Source organism: Alkalihalobacillus deserti, from assembly GCF_020734105.1.
GTDB lineage: Bacteria > Bacillota > Bacilli > Bacillales > Bacillaceae_D > Halalkalibacter > Halalkalibacter deserti.
The window spans coordinates 39,016-54,922 of the sequence record NZ_JAJAFR010000009.1; the positions used below are offsets into that span (position 1 = coordinate 39,016).

Genomic DNA, 15,907 nt, shown 5'->3' on the forward strand with positions numbered 1-15,907 from the left:
TCTCTTTGATTTTCATTCTGATAGCCATCTGATCCGATAACCATTCATAGCTGTTTCACCAAGAACATCTAAAAAGCGATAATTAGCCGCCGCTCCAACAACTGCTCCAACACCCGGAATCAATTGTAGCATTTTCGGCAAATCGATATAGTCACGATAATCGAGTTGAAACGCCTTCCAGTCAAACGTAGCTAAATATTCCTCTTTTTCCGGTAGCCTTTCTTTTTCTGCTTCCCACTGTTCTAATTTTTCAATTAAAACCAGTCGCTTTTCTTCTCTTGCAAAAGCCAATTGAAAAAGATAAAGCACAAATAAACGCTCACGATAATCTCTAACATCATAGCCATAGGCTGATGCCGTATCAAATAAAAATTTCATTTTAATACTTAAAAGTAGAGGAAAATCAACCATTCCAAGCAGAATTCCTCCTGCTCCTGTACCTGCACCCTCAAGAGCCGCTGTCCGCTTATAAGACTTCATAATGCTATATACATTCTCTTCTCGTTCTTTTAAGCTTGAGGCTTGCATTGGTTGTTTCCTCGTCGTATATTCAGAGCCAACTAATGTTGCTTGAACCATATTTTTAATACTAGCGGTAACCACGGTATGGATTTTCTCAGGTACCAGTTTGTTCATTTTCATTTGTAAACCTTTTGTATAACGTTCTACCATTGATGGCCGTTTCTCTAATTTACGTTTCCATCTTGAAAGTTCCTCAGCCACTTGCGTTTCATACATGTCGTAAACTCCTTTACAAAAAGATCTTCCATCTCATCGGTTAGATACTTTCACAAGCGAGTTTCCAATAATTTCCCTTGTATACATGCAACATATGTTAAAATCATGACTTATTTTCTTCTTTTATGAATGAATTTCTGACTACCAATAAAGCTATAAGCCCCACCAATTAAAAGGGCAGCAATTGTTATTTGCCATGTTGAAGTCACAAGAAGAACTCCAAGCTGTACAGCCGTCATAATGAGAAGTAGTCGAAATGTTAATTGACTTAAGGCTGCCTTTTTTTCTTTTAGTTCAACTGGATATAGGTCAACCCACATATTTGTATCATAGTGATACCAGAGGGTGGAAAGTTGTGTTGTCATCATATGCATAAATATTAGAAAAACGAGTAGTTGCAGCCAGCCGCTTGGTAAAGCAATTAAAATAACACTGGAAATGAGGACTAGCCTGACATAGATTCCACCATAATCATTTGACCGTAAAAAGGACCTAGCAAACAAAAAATGATAAACCGAGTTGTTTGAATCCGTGATCACCTTCAACAGCCAACTTAAGTAATTTCTAGGTCGAACTTTATTTCTTAATTGTGGTACATCCGTAAAGGAGTTAGCAATCCGATAAAAAAATAGCAGCATACCTTCCTCAACTTCAATAAGATGATCCCACTTAATTGATAACTGTTGCCCTAGTTTCTTGTAATAGAGCAGGTAAAGACCTGCCATGATCGTAAATATTGCAGTAATAAAGAGGACATGAGCTCCTGAAAAGAGGAAATATGTAAAAATGATATTGACGAATCCTCTTAATAGGAAATATGTGCGTCTCTCATATTCACTTTGAAACCGTTGCTCCTCCCAGCTAGCAAAGATATTCCAACCCTTTGCTACAATTAAAATCATCAGGACAAGCAATAAGTTACCAGCGTCACTAGCTAAGTATTTTGCAAATAAAGGAGAGAGAACAACTAGGACTAATAAAACCACGGCACTTTGCATAGCAAGTGAATACCACTTTGATGCTTGAAAGTAAGAATCTAATTTGGATTCATATGGTAACAGGAACACAACATCGGCTGGTTTTACAAACGTTCGAACACCACTTCTAGTTAACAAATGGGCAAATACAGCTACAAAAACCCATACAGCTGGGAACGTTTCCGGAAGCCAATCTAAGAAAATGCTATAATAATAACTCCCTATGATAATTAAGACATATAAAGTAAATAAAAATCCGCTATTTCCTATCAACCGTAGATAACGAATTGCCATATTCCAATACGCACTAATCCGTTCTCGCCATAATGTCATTCCATCCTTCATATTAAATCTTCCTTTGTCATTTCAATGTAAATATCGTCTAAGGTCGCGTTTGGAATCTTTAATTGATCGCGCATTTCCTTCAGTGTTCCTTCTAACACTACTTTCCCTTGATGCAAAATGACAAAACGATCACAATAACGTTCAGCTGTTGCCAGAATATGGGTGGACATCAAAACAGCCGCCCCTTTATTTTTCATATCACTCAAAAAGGTTAGAAACGATTGTATTCCAATTGGGTCTAAACCTACGATTGGCTCATCGACGATATAGACAGGTGGCTCAATTAAAAAAGCACTCATAATCATGACCTTTTGACGCATCCCTTTTGAAAAATGACTAGGGTACCACTTTTTCATTTTCTGCATTCTAAATTCAATCAGGAGCCGCTCAGCTCGTTCCTCAAAAAGATTTCTTTCAAGTCCATAAGCTAAAGCAGTTAATTCTAAATGCTCCCATAAAGTTAATTCATCGTAAAGAATAGGAGTCTCAGGTATGTAAGCATAGGAACGCCGATAATCGTTTACATGATCTTGAAACGTGCGACCATTTATTGTGACATGACCTTTTTCCGCTTGGAGTAATCCTAAAATATGCTTTATTGTTGTACTTTTCCCTGCTCCATTCAGGCCAATTAACCCAACGATCTCTGCTTTTTTGACGGAAAAGCTAACGTTATGCAATACAGGTTTCTTAGGATGATATCCACCCGTAAGATCTTTAATTTTTAAGACTTCTGCCATCTTTTCAACAACTCCTTCATCTCTTTCCATCTTACCAAAAGTAGGGAAAGATTCTCTAGTCTAATGACAAAGGCTTGCTTAGTTCGACATATTCCTTTGTAAAAGCAAGCCACCATTTTGTTAACTATTTACAAAAAACCTCCTACGAAACGTAGGAGGTCACTTTAAGCAAGGCTTATCGTAGCAGATAACTTATAACATTCGCTGATAAGTGCTTATCTCTTCAACATCTGTTTCTTTATCTATCATACAATTCCATCGAGTAATACTCAATTGTGATGAAAGTGTCCCAACATTCGTCTATCTTCCTTTGTAGCTTGAATGCAGAGAAGCACTCATGTATAGTGGTTCTATACTAAATAATGGGATAGGTGATTCTTATGATGCTTGATCAAAATTGCGTGTTCTGCAAAATTGCAAACGGTGAAATTCCAGCTTCAAAAATCTATGAGGATGAGCACGTTCTTGCTTTTTTAGATATAAGTCAAGTTACCAAAGGTCATACACTTGTAATACCTAAAACCCACCAGACCGATTTGTTTGATTTGCAAGAAGAAACAGCAAAACATATATACTCGGTCGTACCTAAACTTGCATCGGCAATCAAACAAACCTATGAAGCTGAAGGTTTAAACTTGGTTAATAATAATGGAGAAGTAGCTGGACAAACGGTTTTCCATTATCATGTGCATTTAATTCCTCGTTATGGTAAAGGAGACGGCTTCGGTGCTGTTTGGAAAGATCATAGCTCAGAATATAAAAGCGAAGATCTGCAGCAAATCGCTACAGAAATCACTGCTTTTATTAAAAATGGGTAACCTTAGTAAGTGATAAATGGGCGTGCACGCTCCTTAAGCGGAGTGATATTACGATTGCTAAGTGGGATGAATCAAAAGGTTAACACACCTTTTAGATTCATTCTCTTCTTTTATAATGACAAATTTCAGAAAACACAAAAAAAATAATCCATCTAGATTGCAATTATGGTACGATAATGACAATCTTAGTAATTAACGTGGTAAAGAGATAAAGGAGTGTAGAGAATGAAAAATGTTTATAATTTTAACGCTGGGCCTTCTGCCTTGCCTAAAGCTGTTTTAGAAAGAGCACAATCACAATTGTTGGACTTTAAAGGGACTGGAATGTCTGTAATGGAACTCAGTCACAGAAGCAAGGAATACGAAGAGGTTCATCAAAATGCAATCGATCTTTTAAAAGAATTGTATCGCATTCCTGAAAACTACCAGGTACTTTTTCTTCAGGGAGGAGCTAGTTTACAATTTTCAATGTTCCCTCTGCAATATCTGAAAGAAGGAACGGTTGGAAATTATATCTTAACTGGGTCTTGGTCTGAAAAAGCAATAAAAGAAGCTAAAATGATTGGTGAGACCAAAGTAGCGGCTTCATCAAAAGAAAACAACTATAAATCAATTCCCAATTTTACTGATCTTCAATTTAATGATAATGATGCTTATGTACATTTAACTTCTAATAATACAATTTACGGAACTCAATGGACCGAATATCCAGAAATCTCACATGCACCACTTATAGCAGATATGTCTAGTGATATTCTATCTCGTCCAGTTGACATTGAGAAGTTTGGTTTGATTTACGCTGGTGCTCAAAAGAACCTAGGACCATCAGGTGTGACAGTGGCTATCGTCCGTGATGACCTTCTCAGTGAGAATGTAGATCATGTTCCGACAATGCTTCGCTATCAAATGCATGCAGAGACTAATTCTCTCTATCATACGCCTCCTACTTTTTCTATTTATATGCTTAACGAAGTTTTAACATGGGTAAAGGAACAAGGTGGAGTCGAGGAAATTGAAAAACGAAATATCGAGAAGGCCAAATTAATCTATGATGCAATCGATGAAAGCAATGGCTTTTACACAGGACATGCAGAAAAGGAATCACGTTCTTTAATGAATATTACATTTAACTTACCAAGTGACGAATTAAACAAGCAGTTTCTTTCAAAAGCAAAAGAGCTAGGGTTTGTTGGATTAAACGGACATCGTTCTGTTGGCGGCTGCCGTGCCTCAACTTATAATGCAGTTCCATTAGAAGCTTGTATCGCTTTACGTAATTATATGGATTCTTTCCGCAAAAATAGATAATAAATGGTGGTTAGGATTTATTTCCTAACCACTTTATGAAGAAAAAATGAGGAAAAACACAGAAGATCCACTTACTAATAACAACATAAGTAGCACTAAAAAGGAATTTCTAAATTGACCTCTTTCTTCTTCATTTTTTGTTTCTCCAACTAATCGAAAAGAAACGTAAACAAAACCATACATGGATAATAAGCAAATAGAGATTAATAGAAGTATCAGTGCCTCCATTTAGCCCCCTCCTTATCCTTTATTTATATGCTAATAGGAGTATGAAAAGAACAGTTAAAGAAAGGCGGTTGATTAAAATGAAAACGAAGGCTTTATTTTCTGGAATCGTTGCAGGATCTGCCATAATAGGTGCTTTAACGCTTTTAACAGCACCAAAAGCAGGCAAGGAAATGAGACACAACTGTAAAGAGAACATTTTAAAGATTCGTAATGGTTTAGATCAATTGACTTATGACAGCAAAAAGGCTTCCTTACAGCTTAAACAAACCGTAAAAGTGGGAAAAGAAACATTTTCTAATGTTGGTGAAGAGTTAAAAGATTCGATCTATGATTGGAAAAAAGGTGTGGAGCCTTCTCTCACACAACTAAAAGATGATATAGAGGCATTGCAACGAACTGTTAATCAAACTAAAAAGAATACGTAAAAGATTCACTAACTTCTTTCTTTCCATCGATCTAGCTTAATTTTTAAAAAGTTTTTAATACACTAATATATTCCTCTTTCCTTTTCGTTTAAATGTTGTCATAATGTAGAGAAGAAAAAATATTCAGAAATAATATTAAATAAATATAGACAGAGAAAATAGAATTCAAAAAAGAGGGGGGAGAACAGGATGGATCAACAAATACCAAGCTCATTAAAACAATCGGTTATGTTTAGTCATAAGGTAGCGCAATTAAGCAAAGCATTATGGAAATCAGTGGAAAAAGATTGGCAGTCGTGGATTAAACCATTTGATCTTAACATTAATGAGCATCATATTTTGTGGATTGCTTATCACTTAGATGGTGCATCTATCTCAGATGTTGCAAAGTTTGGAGTTATGCATGTATCCACTGCATTCAATTTCTCAAAAAAACTAGAAGAAAGAGGTCTTCTTCATTTCTCAAAAAAAGAGAATGACAAGCGGAATACCTATGTTTGTCTCACAAATAAAGGAAACGACTTATTCTTAGAAACACTCGAGGCTTATCAAACAAATACTTACGGTGTATTTGCTGGAGCACTCCCCATTAGAGACTTGTATGGTAAATTCCCAGAATTATCGGAAATTACTAGTATCCTAAGACATATTTATGGACCAGACTTTATCGATATTTTCGAACAATCACTAGCGAAATTTAATGACGATTTCGAAGAAGAAGATGGTCGCCTAATCAAATTAGACCACAGTGATAAAAAAAGTTATTCCAGCGAAGGAGCCTAGTTTATTACGAACCAGTTCATTTCTAGATGGGGAAACAAAACAAAGAACACTCGGAGCCAAGTTGAGTGTTCTTTGTTCTTTGTTCTTTGTTTTTTGACCTTTAATATAAGCACCTACAGTTTAAAAGGAAAATAGTCTTTTTAAAATAAGCAACTTTACAACACACTATTCAGTTGAACTTTCATAAAGCCTTTCTACCTAATTGTTCCTCTTTGACTATATATCCTCTTTAATTTGTGGAAAATAAAACTTCTCATAATTGTCGAAATCATTTTATTTTTGTCGATTCTATTGATTTTTTCTTCAAATGAGAGTAAATTTATCACTTAGATTGAGGAGGTGCAGCACTTCTATGAATTGCTGGAAAACTATACGTGTAAACCATGATTACGGTACGTTGCGCCTGATGATGTATTCTGGATGCACGATGCTTTTTTCATTTTTATTTTATTATTTAGTTGTGAGTATGTTAATCCCTACCCAGAAATTAACAAATATCGGTTTGTTGTTTTTTATTTTGAGTATTGTAACCTTGGTTTTTATGCATAAGGGGCTTCACTTAATCCCCATTTGGATCTGTGGAAAAAGAGCTACCTTTAAAGTACAATGGGTTTGTTTAATTCCGATTTTATCAATTAAAACATCAATTCCTTTATCTCGTAATCTATATTTGACTGCTTTGTTAACACCTGTTTTTGTAATTACAACTATTGGAGCACTTGCTTCAGCTCTGTTCCCGATGTATATAGCGATCATCTCCATTTTAAGCTCGATTCATTTCGGTCTTGCTTTTTACGATATTGTTTATGCATCATATTTATTAAAAGCACCAAAACGTAGCTTCGTTGAAAATCATGAAGAAGGTTTCCATATTCTCGTCAAACAAGCGGTGTAAAAAACGTAAAGCGTTTTTTACTTAGAGGCAATGAAACGAGCAGTTACTTCTTTTAAGTTAAGAGACAAGTGAGTTTCTTGTCGTTCAACACGTAGCGTCGCGTTCCTCTTCCTAGAGTAATCAATCAAAAGCTTGAACATACTTTCACACTCTTCAATTATGATTTAATTTTATAAATTCTTACCTTTTTAAAAGGATGACTAGAGCGTCTACAATACGCTTTAATCATCCTTTTTTATTTACTCTACGACCATCTCTAATTCAATTAGATCTTGCTCAAGGTCAAAACGAGTAAAACGAAAATGAATGGTGTCATCTTCATTTACTTTAATCTCAGTAACTTTTAATTCAACCACACTATCTACAGGGTAAGTTTTGATCCAATCTGGAAAATGGATCCAACCACTTATAAGTTGGAGAACTTGTTCAACTGGTAAGTTCAGTAATCCAAGTGAGAATGTTTCTACCTTCAATAATAAATCTCCATTTGCTACAACGTCCGGCAAAAAATTAACCGTAACTGGAACTTCCTGCCCTAAAACACTAAAGGCTGACCTAAATTGTACTTTATCTTCTGTTAGTTCAACCATAAAAGGGACCTCAGAACGAGTATTTTCTATCCTTGAGGCGATTAGAGCATTCAAACACCCTTTATTCGTTTGGATCGTGAAAATGGCCTCATCAGTTAAAGGCGCCTGTTGAATAAAGTGTTCATCCATTACTTCTGGAAAATTTTTGTGAAAAAGCAGTACTACAGTAAAGACTAAAAGAAAAATTAATCCTACCAAAGTAAAAAAGGCGATCCTCCATCTATTATATTGACTTTTCATTCATTCACACCTTCCTTAACTCCTTTAATTGTATTTTTTGTGTCAAATATTTTCAACGGCTTTGTTGGTTACCGTATAACGATCTAACATTACTTAGCATACAAGAGATCGAAGAGGAAACAGCGCCAAATAACCGTAAATCGAGAAGAAGGTCATGAGCTTAGTCGAGTGTATTAATATATAAACCCCTTCAAACTTCATTTAATTCGAAGTAATGGAACAACTCTATAAATTTAATTAAGCAATTATCTATCTTTTTTTCAGGAATTTTGATAAAGTTTAAATATCATTGCTCGTCAGGAGGCAACTGCATGCTCTTCTTTATTGTACTTTTTGCATTATTTATTTTGTTCGTTATTAATTCTATGACAGATGCTTTATGTCTAAAGCGAGAAATCCCTTCAGAAAAGCAACCTAAGTTATTTCGAACTATTAATATTCTCATGACTATTTTATTAACCTCAACATATGTAAAAATTCTATTCACATAAGAAGAGTGAGTGACTATAACGTCCTCACTCTTCTTTTTTATATTAGTACATCCAAGATGCACCAATAATTACTAATAGGATAAACAAAACTACTAACAGCGAAAAACTACTGTGATAAGTGTGAGCCATGTCAATCCCTCCTTATTGTAGCAATCTGTAAAGAGATGTTGTGGTTAATCTTATAGCCAAGCCGCCCCTACAATAACTAGTAGGATGAACAGCACAACAATTAACGCAAATCCTCCGTGGTGTACATGAGACATACTAACACCTCCTCAATGCTTTGTTAAAATTAGCCTATGCAAGATTCGTAAATTCGTACTAGGCACTAACCCATATTTCAACTATTATCAACTAAAGATTTTGAAATTCTTTCTTTCCAAAACAAAAATATGGTATAGTTATCTCTGTGAATGATACAGGCTCTTTCTTGAGCATGATATTAAGGAGTGGAGTTAATGAAAAAACAAATGATTGCTGCTATAGGTCTTGCATGTATGACAGCTCTAGTAGCTTGCAACAACGATGAGGCAACAACGAATGGAACAACTATAGCTGTTGTTGATGGAGAAGAAATCACTGAATCAGAGTTTATCGATACGCTTCAGGAGAAATTTGGCGCCCAAACGCTTGAAGTAATGATTCAAGAAATGGTTTTAGAAAAAACCAGTGAAACAGTTGATGTAACAGATGAAGAAGTTGAAGAGGAATTAACTAAACTTCGCACTCAACTTAGTGTAGAAGATAATGATGCGCTATTAAGTACGTTGGAAGCACAGTTTAATCTTTCTTTTGAAACGATCGACGAATTTGTAGATGAGTATCTACGCCCAAATCTTGTTATTCAAAAGTTAGCCTCTGAAGGTGTAGAAGTTACCGAAGAAGAGAAACTAGCTTTTTATGAAGAAAACAAAGATCAATTCCCTGAAATGATTAGAGCGAGCCATATTTTAGTTGAAGATGAGGAAACTGCTGCTGAAGTGTTAGAGAAACTAGAGGCAGGAGGAGACTTTGCAGAATTAGCAACCGAATACTCTACTGATCCAGGTTCAGGTGCAAAAGGAGGAGATCTTGATTTCTTTGGACGTGGTCAAATGGTTCCTGCATTTGAAGAAGCGGCTTTCGCATTAGAAATGGATGAAATAAGTGAACCTGTTGAATCAGACTTCGGCTTCCACATTATTAAATTAACTGATCGTAAGGACTCTTATGAGGATTACGCTGAGCAAATTGAACAGACCTTATTAGCACAACGTTCTAAATCAAGAGACGTAGTTATGGCTGAGCTTATTGAAAAGGCAAACATAGAAATCAAAGACAGCCGTTACGCTGATCTATTCTCTGAAACAGAAGAATAAATAAAAAGAAAGTTGCCAAGATTAGATTCTTGGCAACTTTCTTTGCTTATGTCTTGAACGAATTATAGACAAATGCATATGTTGTTATTAGGGATTACCTATTTCTGATAGGAAGGAATGATGAAGAATGTCAGAAGCTGTAACGCCAACTTATGGTTTTAGTTTTCCTTTACTTGTCGTGCTGTTTATCTTACTTATAATCATTGGTACAGCATACGTTTGCTAATTACTATAAGAGCTTGTTCAAAAAGGGAAGACCGCCCTTTTTGAACCTTTAATATCCTCTCTCCTAATGCGGCGTTGCAATGGCTTCACTCACTGCGCGTCTATCCGAGAAAACCACTCGGATAGACTTAAAACATTGCAGTGGCTTCGCTCATTGCTTCGAGCTTGTTCAAAAAGGGAAGACCGCCCTTTTTGAACAAGCTCTATAAGCATTAGTTAAAACCCGTTATAAACATAACGGGTTTAGTCCTGAAAGAGTATACGATTCAAAGTAAATGACCTCATATTAACTTACACAAAAAGCACCTGAATATGATTATTCAGCTTTAATTTATTCCACGACGTTCTTTCTCTTCTTCCATTCGACTCATATAGATGTTTCCTTCATTTTCAATCCACTCTTGTTCCATACGTTTATCTTCAAGTGCATATTTCACTGATAAATATCCACTAAAGATAATGCCAGCAAGAACAAAATAAACCCACCATGGACTAGACAACAATACATTCCCCACTGTAGTCTGTGTGAGGATAAAACCAACGGCAAGGATGGCTAGTAGGAACAGTGCTAAACGTTTACTTGATTGTTTGTCTTTCATATTTTCCCCTCCATGCTAATATCTTTATTATAAGATATGTACAAGCATGGACAGTTAGAACTAATAATCTAAAGGTGGTTCATGAAAACTAGGTTTATAAAAACTACGGTTGTCCATTGCAAAGATGCGCTCAGAAAATTCTCCTGGTTGAACCCGTTCTAATGCCCGGTCCATCATGTTCATTTTTGCATCAATGTTATCAATTATATGCAAGACTTCCGCTTCTCGAGTGACGGGTACTTTCGGACTTCCCCATTCCCCTTTTCCATGATGGCTTAAAATCAAATGCTGAAGCATTAAAATTTCCTCTCCAGCAATCGCCAATTCCTTGGCAGCTTCCGCTATTTCCGTAACCATAATGGAGATATGTCCAAGTAATTTACCTTCTAAAGTATATGTGGTATCAATAGGACCTGAGAGCTCTCTGACTTTGCCCAAATCATGTAAAATAATACCAGAATAAAGCAGATCCGTATCTAATGTTGGATATAACTCAGATAAACTTTTTGCTACTCTCAACATGCACACAACATGATAAGCAAGCCCTGAAACGAATTCATGATGATTTTTAGTCGCGGCAGGTGATTCTAAAAAAGCTTGTTGATGTTTTTTTAATAAATGACGAGTAACCCGCTGAATGTTGGCATTTCTCATTTCAAATATATATTGATTGATCTCTTCTAACATGTCTGATGGTGAAACCGGTGCTGACCGAACAAAATCAGCTACTTTCACTTGATCCATAGCTGAAGTAGGACGGATACTGCTGATTTTCATCTGCATGCGACCACGATAATCAGCTACTTCACCATGAAGATAAACAATAGCTTGACTAATGAAGGTTACTTCATCATCAGGTGAACATCCCCACAATTTTGCTTCAATGTCACCAGTTTGATCACTTAATATTAATGTCAAGAAAGGCTTGCCATTACTAGCTGTCCCTTTTGTTGCAGATTTAATTAAGTAATATGCCTCAACACGATCGCCTACTTGTTGAAACCGGATCCCCTTGCTCATATGCTCGTCACCTCATCTATTAATTTCATAATCTTATATTTTAGTATAGCATAATTTACTAATGTGAAATGGCCACATAACCAAAAATTGACCCAGACTAGATAAGTCTGGGACTGATAAAGCTATTTTTTCTTTCTAGCTTTGTTAATGGCATGATCCTCTTTAGGAAAAGTGATAGTAAACTTCACACCAACATCAGTGTTCTCCACTCTAGGACTTCCACCATGTAATTCTGTAATCCGTTTAACAATCGCCAGACCAAGTCCGAATTTCCCTTTATTCCCCTTGTAAAAAGGATTAAATAATTGAGGCAAGTCTATCGTAGGAATGGACTCTCCATTATTTTCGACAGTGATAATAATGGCATCATCCATTGCAGTTGCTTTTATCCAAATCCGATCTCTAGCGTAACGTAAGGCATTTTCAACTAGATTTTCTAAGAGGACTTCAAGCTGTTCTAAATCACATAATAGTTCTGTTTTAGCTCCTTCAATCAAAATCTTCACATCTTCACGTTGCACCCGAAATCGTTCTTCTATTTTAAACGCTATTTGTCCAAAGAGTATCTTTTCGTGCTTTGGACTTTCTTCTTTTAAAGAATCTAATTTCGTATAGTAAAGCATATCAATCACACGACGTTCCATTCGATTTGCTTCTTCAATGATTACGTCCATCGTGCTTTCCATATTTTCTTTCGGTAGAATACCGTCTTTTACTGACTGAGCATAGCTTTTTATCACCATGATGGGTGTCTTAAGTTCATGTGAAGCATGTTGAATAAACGTTTTTTGTGATCGGTCGTATAGGTTCAGATTCTGACGCATTCTCTCAAATTGGTCTGACAATCTCTGGAAATCCTCGTCACCCTTCCATTTAAAAGGTTCCTTCCAATCACGATTAGCAATTTGCTCTAAATGATTTCCTAGCACAATTAATGGTTGTCTTAGATAATGCTTTAACCACATTGCTGGCAATAAACTTAACGCACTAGTTAGGAGCAGTATATAAGCTAATCGCTCCCACAAGCGATTGACCATTTGATCACGATACGTATCCCACATATAGGAAATATGAAAAGCTGGATATTCATCAATTTGAGCATTAGCAATCACGTAAAAGACTGTAGCATCGCCATATTGAATTTCGTAACGCCCCCGGCTTACCTCTTGTTTAAAAGCATTTTGTGCCATTTCCTGTAAAACCTCTTGAGGAGGAGGACTTCCTTCTGGTGGTAGTCGTGGAGACTCGTATATAAAGAAGTGACCCACAGCGCCTGCTTCCCTGTCCGTAAACTCACTCTCATTTCTTGGATTAATTAAATCCCATAATGGATAAGCAATTCTAATTTGTTCAGTTTCTATTATACGATACGTTTCCTCTGTTAAAGTCCCTTTGATCGAAATGGGATAGATAATGATGATTAAAAGTCCTACTAAAACAATAATTGAGATAAACGCAAGCCAAATTCGTTGCGTCAAATTCACTTTTATCATGAAGAAAGAATCCTATAACCATATCCATATAACGTTTCTAAATGAATACGCGGCATTTTCTTACGAACTCGCCGAACAACGTCATCTACAGCACGTTCAGAACCAAAGTAATTTTCTCCCCAAACATGTTCGATGATTTTCTCCCGGGAAAATGCTTTCCCTATATCACCCGATAAAATTAAAATAAGATCCATTTCCTTCGTTGTTAAATCAACTAAAGGTTCACCCTCTGCCTCTTCATCAACCACAGTTCTTCCTACCGGATCAATTGTATACTGATTTAATTCGACTTTCTTTTGTTCTTGTGTCGTTATCCCATAGATACGATTGAGTAACTTCTTAGCTCGAATTATTAATTCTTGTGGTAGGAATGGTTTCGCTAAATAGTCATCGCTCCCCATCTCAAGCCCTAAAACTCGATCTAAGTCTTGATCTCTTGCAGATATAAATATCACAGGGGTGTCAGCTTCTTCTTTTATCGCTTTTAATAGTTGATAACCATCCGTTCCTGGTAACATAATATCAAGAATCCAAAGATGTGGCTTTTTTTCTCCTATGACATCGCGAGCAGCATCTCCATCATTAAAGACCCTTACATTCCAACCTTCTTTTTCCAAATATACTTTTAACACTTCAGATAAATTTTCTTCATCTTCTACGAGATAGACGAGATATTCATTCATACCTCATTCCTCCTTCTATAGAACCTTCTTTTAGAATACTTAATAGATATTGTATCCTATTTTAGGTTACGAAACGAGTTCCATGCGCTATCTACCACAATAATTATGTATATTTACATTGTTTCTCATATTCCAAGCAAAAAAAACATTATTCGTGTTTTTATTTGCAGATTCGATATTTCCCGGGTAAAAGTGTCAAAATCACTTAGAAAATTTAATTCTCGTCCTGTTTTCAACTTATATAATTAGACTCAATAAATAAGTCTCTTTACTATAAATTGTGCTTAGATAAGCTTTAATCCCCACTATAAAGCCGCAACAACTGTTAAGGCTGCAAGCGGTAAAATTAAACGATTTACCTTCTTAGTCTAGGAAAAGGAGGATATGGATATAGGTAAGGTTGATAATATCCATAATAACCAGGAAAAACCGGTGAGTAAAATGGGTAACGCTGTTCATTTTCTATTTGTCTTGCCAGAGGCTGCTGTGGTTGTTGAATATACGCTTGCTCATTCCCTTAGTCGTTCATCGTCTGCGCATCTCTTGCATAAGTTTTGCTAAATCGATATATTGCCCTGTTTCATCAATTGGAACCATCATGTAAATATAATCATCATCAACGTGCTCGACAATTCCAGGTATGTTGACCTTGCACTTGTAATTGAACTGGTTTACTTAAATGCTCTTGACACTGTGTCTTCATAGTTAGAAATTGACTCATTTTAACCATCTCCTTTCTGCTACACAAGCCTATTCATCATAAACACTATAGGTGAATGCTGTTAACTAAGATATTTCCTCACAAAAAAAGAAGCATAACCTATAGTTATGCTTCAAACAAATTACTTTAAGTTTTACTTAATTGTATAGTTTGTTGTTGTTCAGATTTAGTGACGATAAAATACGTTTGAATGATCATAAAAACATTTCCTACTACCCAATACAAAGAAAGAGCTGCTGGCAAGGTAATACCTGCTACAATAATCATGACTGGCATGATATATATGATCATTTTCATTTGATCATTTAATTGAGCTGATGTCATCTTCACTTGGATAAAAGTAGTTATTCCTGCAGTAAGTGGTAATAAATAAATTGGATCGGGATTACCAAGATCAAACCATAAGAAGTTGTGTAAAGCAATTTGTTCCGTTCTCATAATGGCAAAATAAAAAGCCATTAAAACTGGGAGCTGTACAAACATAGGCAAGCATCCAGCCATAGGATTAACCCCATTATCCTTATAGAGGGCAAAAAGTTCTTTTTGCATCTCTTGCTGTTTCTTTGGATCTTTTTTCGACTCTTCTTTATACTTCTTTTGTAATTGCTCCATCTCAGGTCGAAGAGCTTGCATAGCACGTGTACTTTTCTGTTGCTTTAAAGTTAGTGGTAATAAACATAAACGTATAAAAATAGTCACCAATACGATCGATAATCCGTAACTCCCATTGAATAGCTCTGCCACATAAATAATAAGCCATGACAAAGGGTACACAAAGAAATGGTTCCAGAAACCTTGTGTTTCAGCCGTAATAGGAACTTTCTCCACCGAACCACAAGCTGTAAGAAAAATCGTCATACTTAAAATCAATAATAAAAATATATATTTTTTCAAAAGATTTCCTCCTCATGTTTTCAATAATTCAAACGAAAAAAATTGGAGTTATCTCTTCTTCATCTTGATTATTATTATGATCACTAGCAGAGGGAATTTTCGGCTTATACTGTACAACACCAAGATGGATGAGCATGGGACTTACTGGCTCTTGTACTTCCGTATAGAAAAACTGATTTCTCCAGTTTGTACGTAGCTCCCACTCTATTAATAGGACATTTGCCTTCGTCATTGCCGCCACTAGTAAAACAGTCAGTACAACACTAACCCACAATGAAGTCATATCCGATATAATCTCGACCATCTCATCCACCTCCTTCTTCATAGATATAAGTT

Annotated in this window: 21 protein-coding genes; 8 read left to right on the forward strand and 13 right to left on the reverse strand. The window is 35.9% G+C overall.

Annotated elements, in window-relative coordinates:
* Window positions 1–12: 12 nt before the first annotated feature.
* The 3 genes from LDX58_RS16160 to LDX58_RS16170 all read right to left on the reverse strand — a co-directional run bounded on the left by LDX58_RS16160 (window position 13) and on the right by LDX58_RS16170 (window position 2,800).
* Window positions 13–738: an EcsC family protein gene (locus LDX58_RS16160; protein ID WP_227937855.1), complete on the reverse strand. Its 726-nt coding sequence runs from the start codon at window positions 736–738 to the stop codon at window positions 13–15.
* A 110-nt stretch (window positions 739–848) separates the two neighbouring features.
* Window positions 849–2,060: an ABC transporter permease gene (locus LDX58_RS16165; protein ID WP_227937856.1), complete on the reverse strand. Its 1,212-nt coding sequence runs from the start codon at window positions 2,058–2,060 to the stop codon at window positions 849–851.
* The gene (locus tag LDX58_RS16170) at window positions 2,057–2,800 is read right to left on the reverse strand and encodes an ABC transporter ATP-binding protein (protein WP_227937857.1); all 744 of its coding nucleotides are present in this window, start codon (window positions 2,798–2,800) and stop codon (window positions 2,057–2,059) included. Before LDX58_RS16170 ends, LDX58_RS16165 begins: the two co-directional genes overlap by 4 nt.
* A 380-nt stretch (window positions 2,801–3,180) precedes the next feature.
* Between LDX58_RS16170 and LDX58_RS16175 the strand changes: the two genes are divergently transcribed.
* The gene (locus tag LDX58_RS16175) at window positions 3,181–3,618 is read left to right on the forward strand and encodes an HIT family protein (protein ID WP_227937858.1); all 438 of its coding nucleotides are present in this window, start codon (window positions 3,181–3,183) and stop codon (window positions 3,616–3,618) included.
* 225 nt (window positions 3,619–3,843) lie between these two features.
* Complete coding sequence (gene serC, locus LDX58_RS16180) at window positions 3,844–4,926, forward strand: 3-phosphoserine/phosphohydroxythreonine transaminase (protein WP_227937859.1); 1,083 nt, start codon at window positions 3,844–3,846, stop codon at window positions 4,924–4,926.
* 33 nt (window positions 4,927–4,959) lie between these two features.
* On the opposite strand, the gene LDX58_RS16185 is transcribed toward serC, so the two are convergent.
* On the reverse strand, window positions 4,960–5,154 hold the full coding sequence (locus tag LDX58_RS16185) for a hypothetical protein (protein WP_227937860.1): 195 nt from the start codon (window positions 5,152–5,154) through the stop codon (window positions 4,960–4,962).
* 41 nt (window positions 5,155–5,195) lie between these two features.
* Here LDX58_RS16185 and LDX58_RS16190 point away from each other — a divergent pair, with 41 nt between their 5' ends.
* From LDX58_RS16190 to LDX58_RS16200, 3 genes are all read left to right on the forward strand, one after another.
* The gene (locus tag LDX58_RS16190; protein ID WP_227937861.1) at window positions 5,196–5,579 is read left to right on the forward strand and encodes a YtxH domain-containing protein; all 384 of its coding nucleotides are present in this window, start codon (window positions 5,196–5,198) and stop codon (window positions 5,577–5,579) included.
* A gap of 189 nt (window positions 5,580–5,768) precedes the next feature.
* Entirely contained in the window at window positions 5,769–6,362 is a 594-nt protein-coding gene (locus tag LDX58_RS16195; protein WP_227937862.1) for an HTH-type transcriptional regulator Hpr, read from the forward strand.
* A gap of 352 nt (window positions 6,363–6,714) precedes the next feature.
* Window positions 6,715–7,257: a DUF3267 domain-containing protein gene (locus LDX58_RS16200; RefSeq protein WP_227937863.1), complete on the forward strand. Its 543-nt coding sequence runs from the start codon at window positions 6,715–6,717 to the stop codon at window positions 7,255–7,257.
* Window positions 7,258–7,496: 239 nt separating this feature from the next.
* On the opposite strand, the gene LDX58_RS16205 is transcribed toward LDX58_RS16200, so the two are convergent.
* Window positions 7,497–8,087: a YpmS family protein gene (locus tag LDX58_RS16205; RefSeq protein ID WP_227937864.1), complete on the reverse strand. Its 591-nt coding sequence runs from the start codon at window positions 8,085–8,087 to the stop codon at window positions 7,497–7,499.
* 311 nt (window positions 8,088–8,398) lie between these two features.
* Between LDX58_RS16205 and LDX58_RS16210 the strand changes: the two genes are divergently transcribed.
* Window positions 8,399–8,578: a hypothetical protein gene (locus LDX58_RS16210; RefSeq protein ID WP_227937865.1), complete on the forward strand. Its 180-nt coding sequence runs from the start codon at window positions 8,399–8,401 to the stop codon at window positions 8,576–8,578.
* 42 nt (window positions 8,579–8,620) lie between these two features.
* Here the strand turns inward: LDX58_RS16210 and LDX58_RS16215 are convergent, their stop codons facing one another.
* Window positions 8,621–8,707, reverse strand: a complete 87-nt coding sequence (locus LDX58_RS16215) for a YjcZ family sporulation protein (RefSeq protein WP_227937931.1) — start codon at window positions 8,705–8,707, stop codon at window positions 8,621–8,623.
* Window positions 8,708–8,757: 50 nt separating this feature from the next.
* The gene (locus LDX58_RS16220) at window positions 8,758–8,841 is read right to left on the reverse strand and encodes a YjcZ family sporulation protein (protein ID WP_227937932.1); all 84 of its coding nucleotides are present in this window, start codon (window positions 8,839–8,841) and stop codon (window positions 8,758–8,760) included.
* A gap of 195 nt (window positions 8,842–9,036) precedes the next feature.
* Between LDX58_RS16220 and LDX58_RS16225 the strand changes: the two genes are divergently transcribed.
* Window positions 9,037–9,936 carry a foldase protein PrsA gene (locus LDX58_RS16225; RefSeq protein ID WP_227937866.1) on the forward strand — a complete coding sequence of 300 codons (900 nt, stop codon included), beginning with the start codon at window positions 9,037–9,039 and terminating at the stop codon, window positions 9,934–9,936.
* A gap of 127 nt (window positions 9,937–10,063) precedes the next feature.
* Complete coding sequence (locus LDX58_RS16230; protein WP_227937867.1) at window positions 10,064–10,162, forward strand: YjcZ family sporulation protein; 99 nt, start codon at window positions 10,064–10,066, stop codon at window positions 10,160–10,162.
* A gap of 325 nt (window positions 10,163–10,487) precedes the next feature.
* On the opposite strand, the gene LDX58_RS26295 is transcribed toward LDX58_RS16230, so the two are convergent.
* The 6 genes from LDX58_RS26295 to LDX58_RS16260 form a co-directional block, all read right to left on the reverse strand.
* A complete protein-coding gene (locus LDX58_RS26295) occupies window positions 10,488–10,760 on the reverse strand; it encodes a sporulation YhaL family protein (RefSeq protein ID WP_289623511.1) in 273 nt (90 codons plus the stop codon).
* Window positions 10,761–10,820: 60 nt separating this feature from the next.
* Complete coding sequence (gene yhaM, locus LDX58_RS16240) at window positions 10,821–11,780, reverse strand: 3'-5' exoribonuclease YhaM (protein WP_227937868.1); 960 nt, start codon at window positions 11,778–11,780, stop codon at window positions 10,821–10,823.
* A 122-nt stretch (window positions 11,781–11,902) separates the two neighbouring features.
* Window positions 11,903–13,273 (reverse strand): sensor histidine kinase, encoded by a 1,371-nt coding sequence (locus tag LDX58_RS16245; protein WP_227937869.1) that lies wholly within the window; start codon window positions 13,271–13,273, stop codon window positions 11,903–11,905.
* Complete coding sequence (locus LDX58_RS16250) at window positions 13,270–13,956, reverse strand: response regulator transcription factor (protein WP_227937870.1); 687 nt, start codon at window positions 13,954–13,956, stop codon at window positions 13,270–13,272. The genes LDX58_RS16245 and LDX58_RS16250 overlap by 4 nt, the downstream gene beginning before the upstream one ends.
* An 847-nt stretch (window positions 13,957–14,803) precedes the next feature.
* Window positions 14,804–15,571 (reverse strand): membrane protein insertase YidC, encoded by a 768-nt coding sequence (gene yidC, locus LDX58_RS16255; RefSeq protein ID WP_227937871.1) that lies wholly within the window; start codon window positions 15,569–15,571, stop codon window positions 14,804–14,806.
* 28 nt (window positions 15,572–15,599) lie between these two features.
* The gene (locus tag LDX58_RS16260) at window positions 15,600–15,875 is read right to left on the reverse strand and encodes a hypothetical protein (RefSeq protein ID WP_227937872.1); all 276 of its coding nucleotides are present in this window, start codon (window positions 15,873–15,875) and stop codon (window positions 15,600–15,602) included.
* Window positions 15,876–15,907: the final 32 nt, after the last annotated feature.

Excerpts from the sequence above, each read along its gene's own strand:
- LDX58_RS16160 (WP_227937855.1), bottom strand. The coding sequence starts at position 738 with ATGTATGAAACGCAAGTGGCTGAGGAACTTTCAAGATGGAAACGTAAA.
- LDX58_RS16165 (WP_227937856.1), bottom strand. The coding sequence starts at position 2,060 with ATGAAGGATGGAATGACATTATGGCGAGAACGGATTAGTGCGTATTGG.
- LDX58_RS16170 (WP_227937857.1), bottom strand. The coding sequence starts at position 2,800 with ATGGCAGAAGTCTTAAAAATTAAAGATCTTACGGGTGGATATCATCCT.
- LDX58_RS16175 (WP_227937858.1), top strand. The coding sequence starts at position 3,181 with ATGATGCTTGATCAAAATTGCGTGTTCTGCAAAATTGCAAACGGTGAA.
- serC (WP_227937859.1), top strand. The coding sequence starts at position 3,844 with ATGAAAAATGTTTATAATTTTAACGCTGGGCCTTCTGCCTTGCCTAAA.
- LDX58_RS16185 (WP_227937860.1), bottom strand. The coding sequence starts at position 5,154 with ATGGAGGCACTGATACTTCTATTAATCTCTATTTGCTTATTATCCATG.
- LDX58_RS16190 (WP_227937861.1), top strand. The coding sequence starts at position 5,196 with ATGAAAAGAACAGTTAAAGAAAGGCGGTTGATTAAAATGAAAACGAAG.
- LDX58_RS16195 (WP_227937862.1), top strand. The coding sequence starts at position 5,769 with ATGGATCAACAAATACCAAGCTCATTAAAACAATCGGTTATGTTTAGT.
- LDX58_RS16200 (WP_227937863.1), top strand. The coding sequence starts at position 6,715 with ATGAATTGCTGGAAAACTATACGTGTAAACCATGATTACGGTACGTTG.
- LDX58_RS16205 (WP_227937864.1), bottom strand. The coding sequence starts at position 8,087 with ATGAAAAGTCAATATAATAGATGGAGGATCGCCTTTTTTACTTTGGTA.
- LDX58_RS16210 (WP_227937865.1), top strand. The coding sequence starts at position 8,399 with ATGCTCTTCTTTATTGTACTTTTTGCATTATTTATTTTGTTCGTTATT.
- LDX58_RS16215 (WP_227937931.1), bottom strand. The coding sequence starts at position 8,707 with ATGGCTCACACTTATCACAGTAGTTTTTCGCTGTTAGTAGTTTTGTTT.
- LDX58_RS16220 (WP_227937932.1), bottom strand. The coding sequence starts at position 8,841 with ATGTCTCATGTACACCACGGAGGATTTGCGTTAATTGTTGTGCTGTTC.
- LDX58_RS16225 (WP_227937866.1), top strand. The coding sequence starts at position 9,037 with ATGAAAAAACAAATGATTGCTGCTATAGGTCTTGCATGTATGACAGCT.
- LDX58_RS16230 (WP_227937867.1), top strand. The coding sequence starts at position 10,064 with ATGTCAGAAGCTGTAACGCCAACTTATGGTTTTAGTTTTCCTTTACTT.
- LDX58_RS26295 (WP_289623511.1), bottom strand. The coding sequence starts at position 10,760 with ATGAAAGACAAACAATCAAGTAAACGTTTAGCACTGTTCCTACTAGCC.
- yhaM (WP_227937868.1), bottom strand. The coding sequence starts at position 11,780 with ATGAGCAAGGGGATCCGGTTTCAACAAGTAGGCGATCGTGTTGAGGCA.
- LDX58_RS16245 (WP_227937869.1), bottom strand. The coding sequence starts at position 13,273 with ATGATAAAAGTGAATTTGACGCAACGAATTTGGCTTGCGTTTATCTCA.
- LDX58_RS16250 (WP_227937870.1), bottom strand. The coding sequence starts at position 13,956 with ATGAATGAATATCTCGTCTATCTCGTAGAAGATGAAGAAAATTTATCT.
- LDX58_RS16260 (WP_227937872.1), bottom strand. The coding sequence starts at position 15,875 with ATGGTCGAGATTATATCGGATATGACTTCATTGTGGGTTAGTGTTGTA.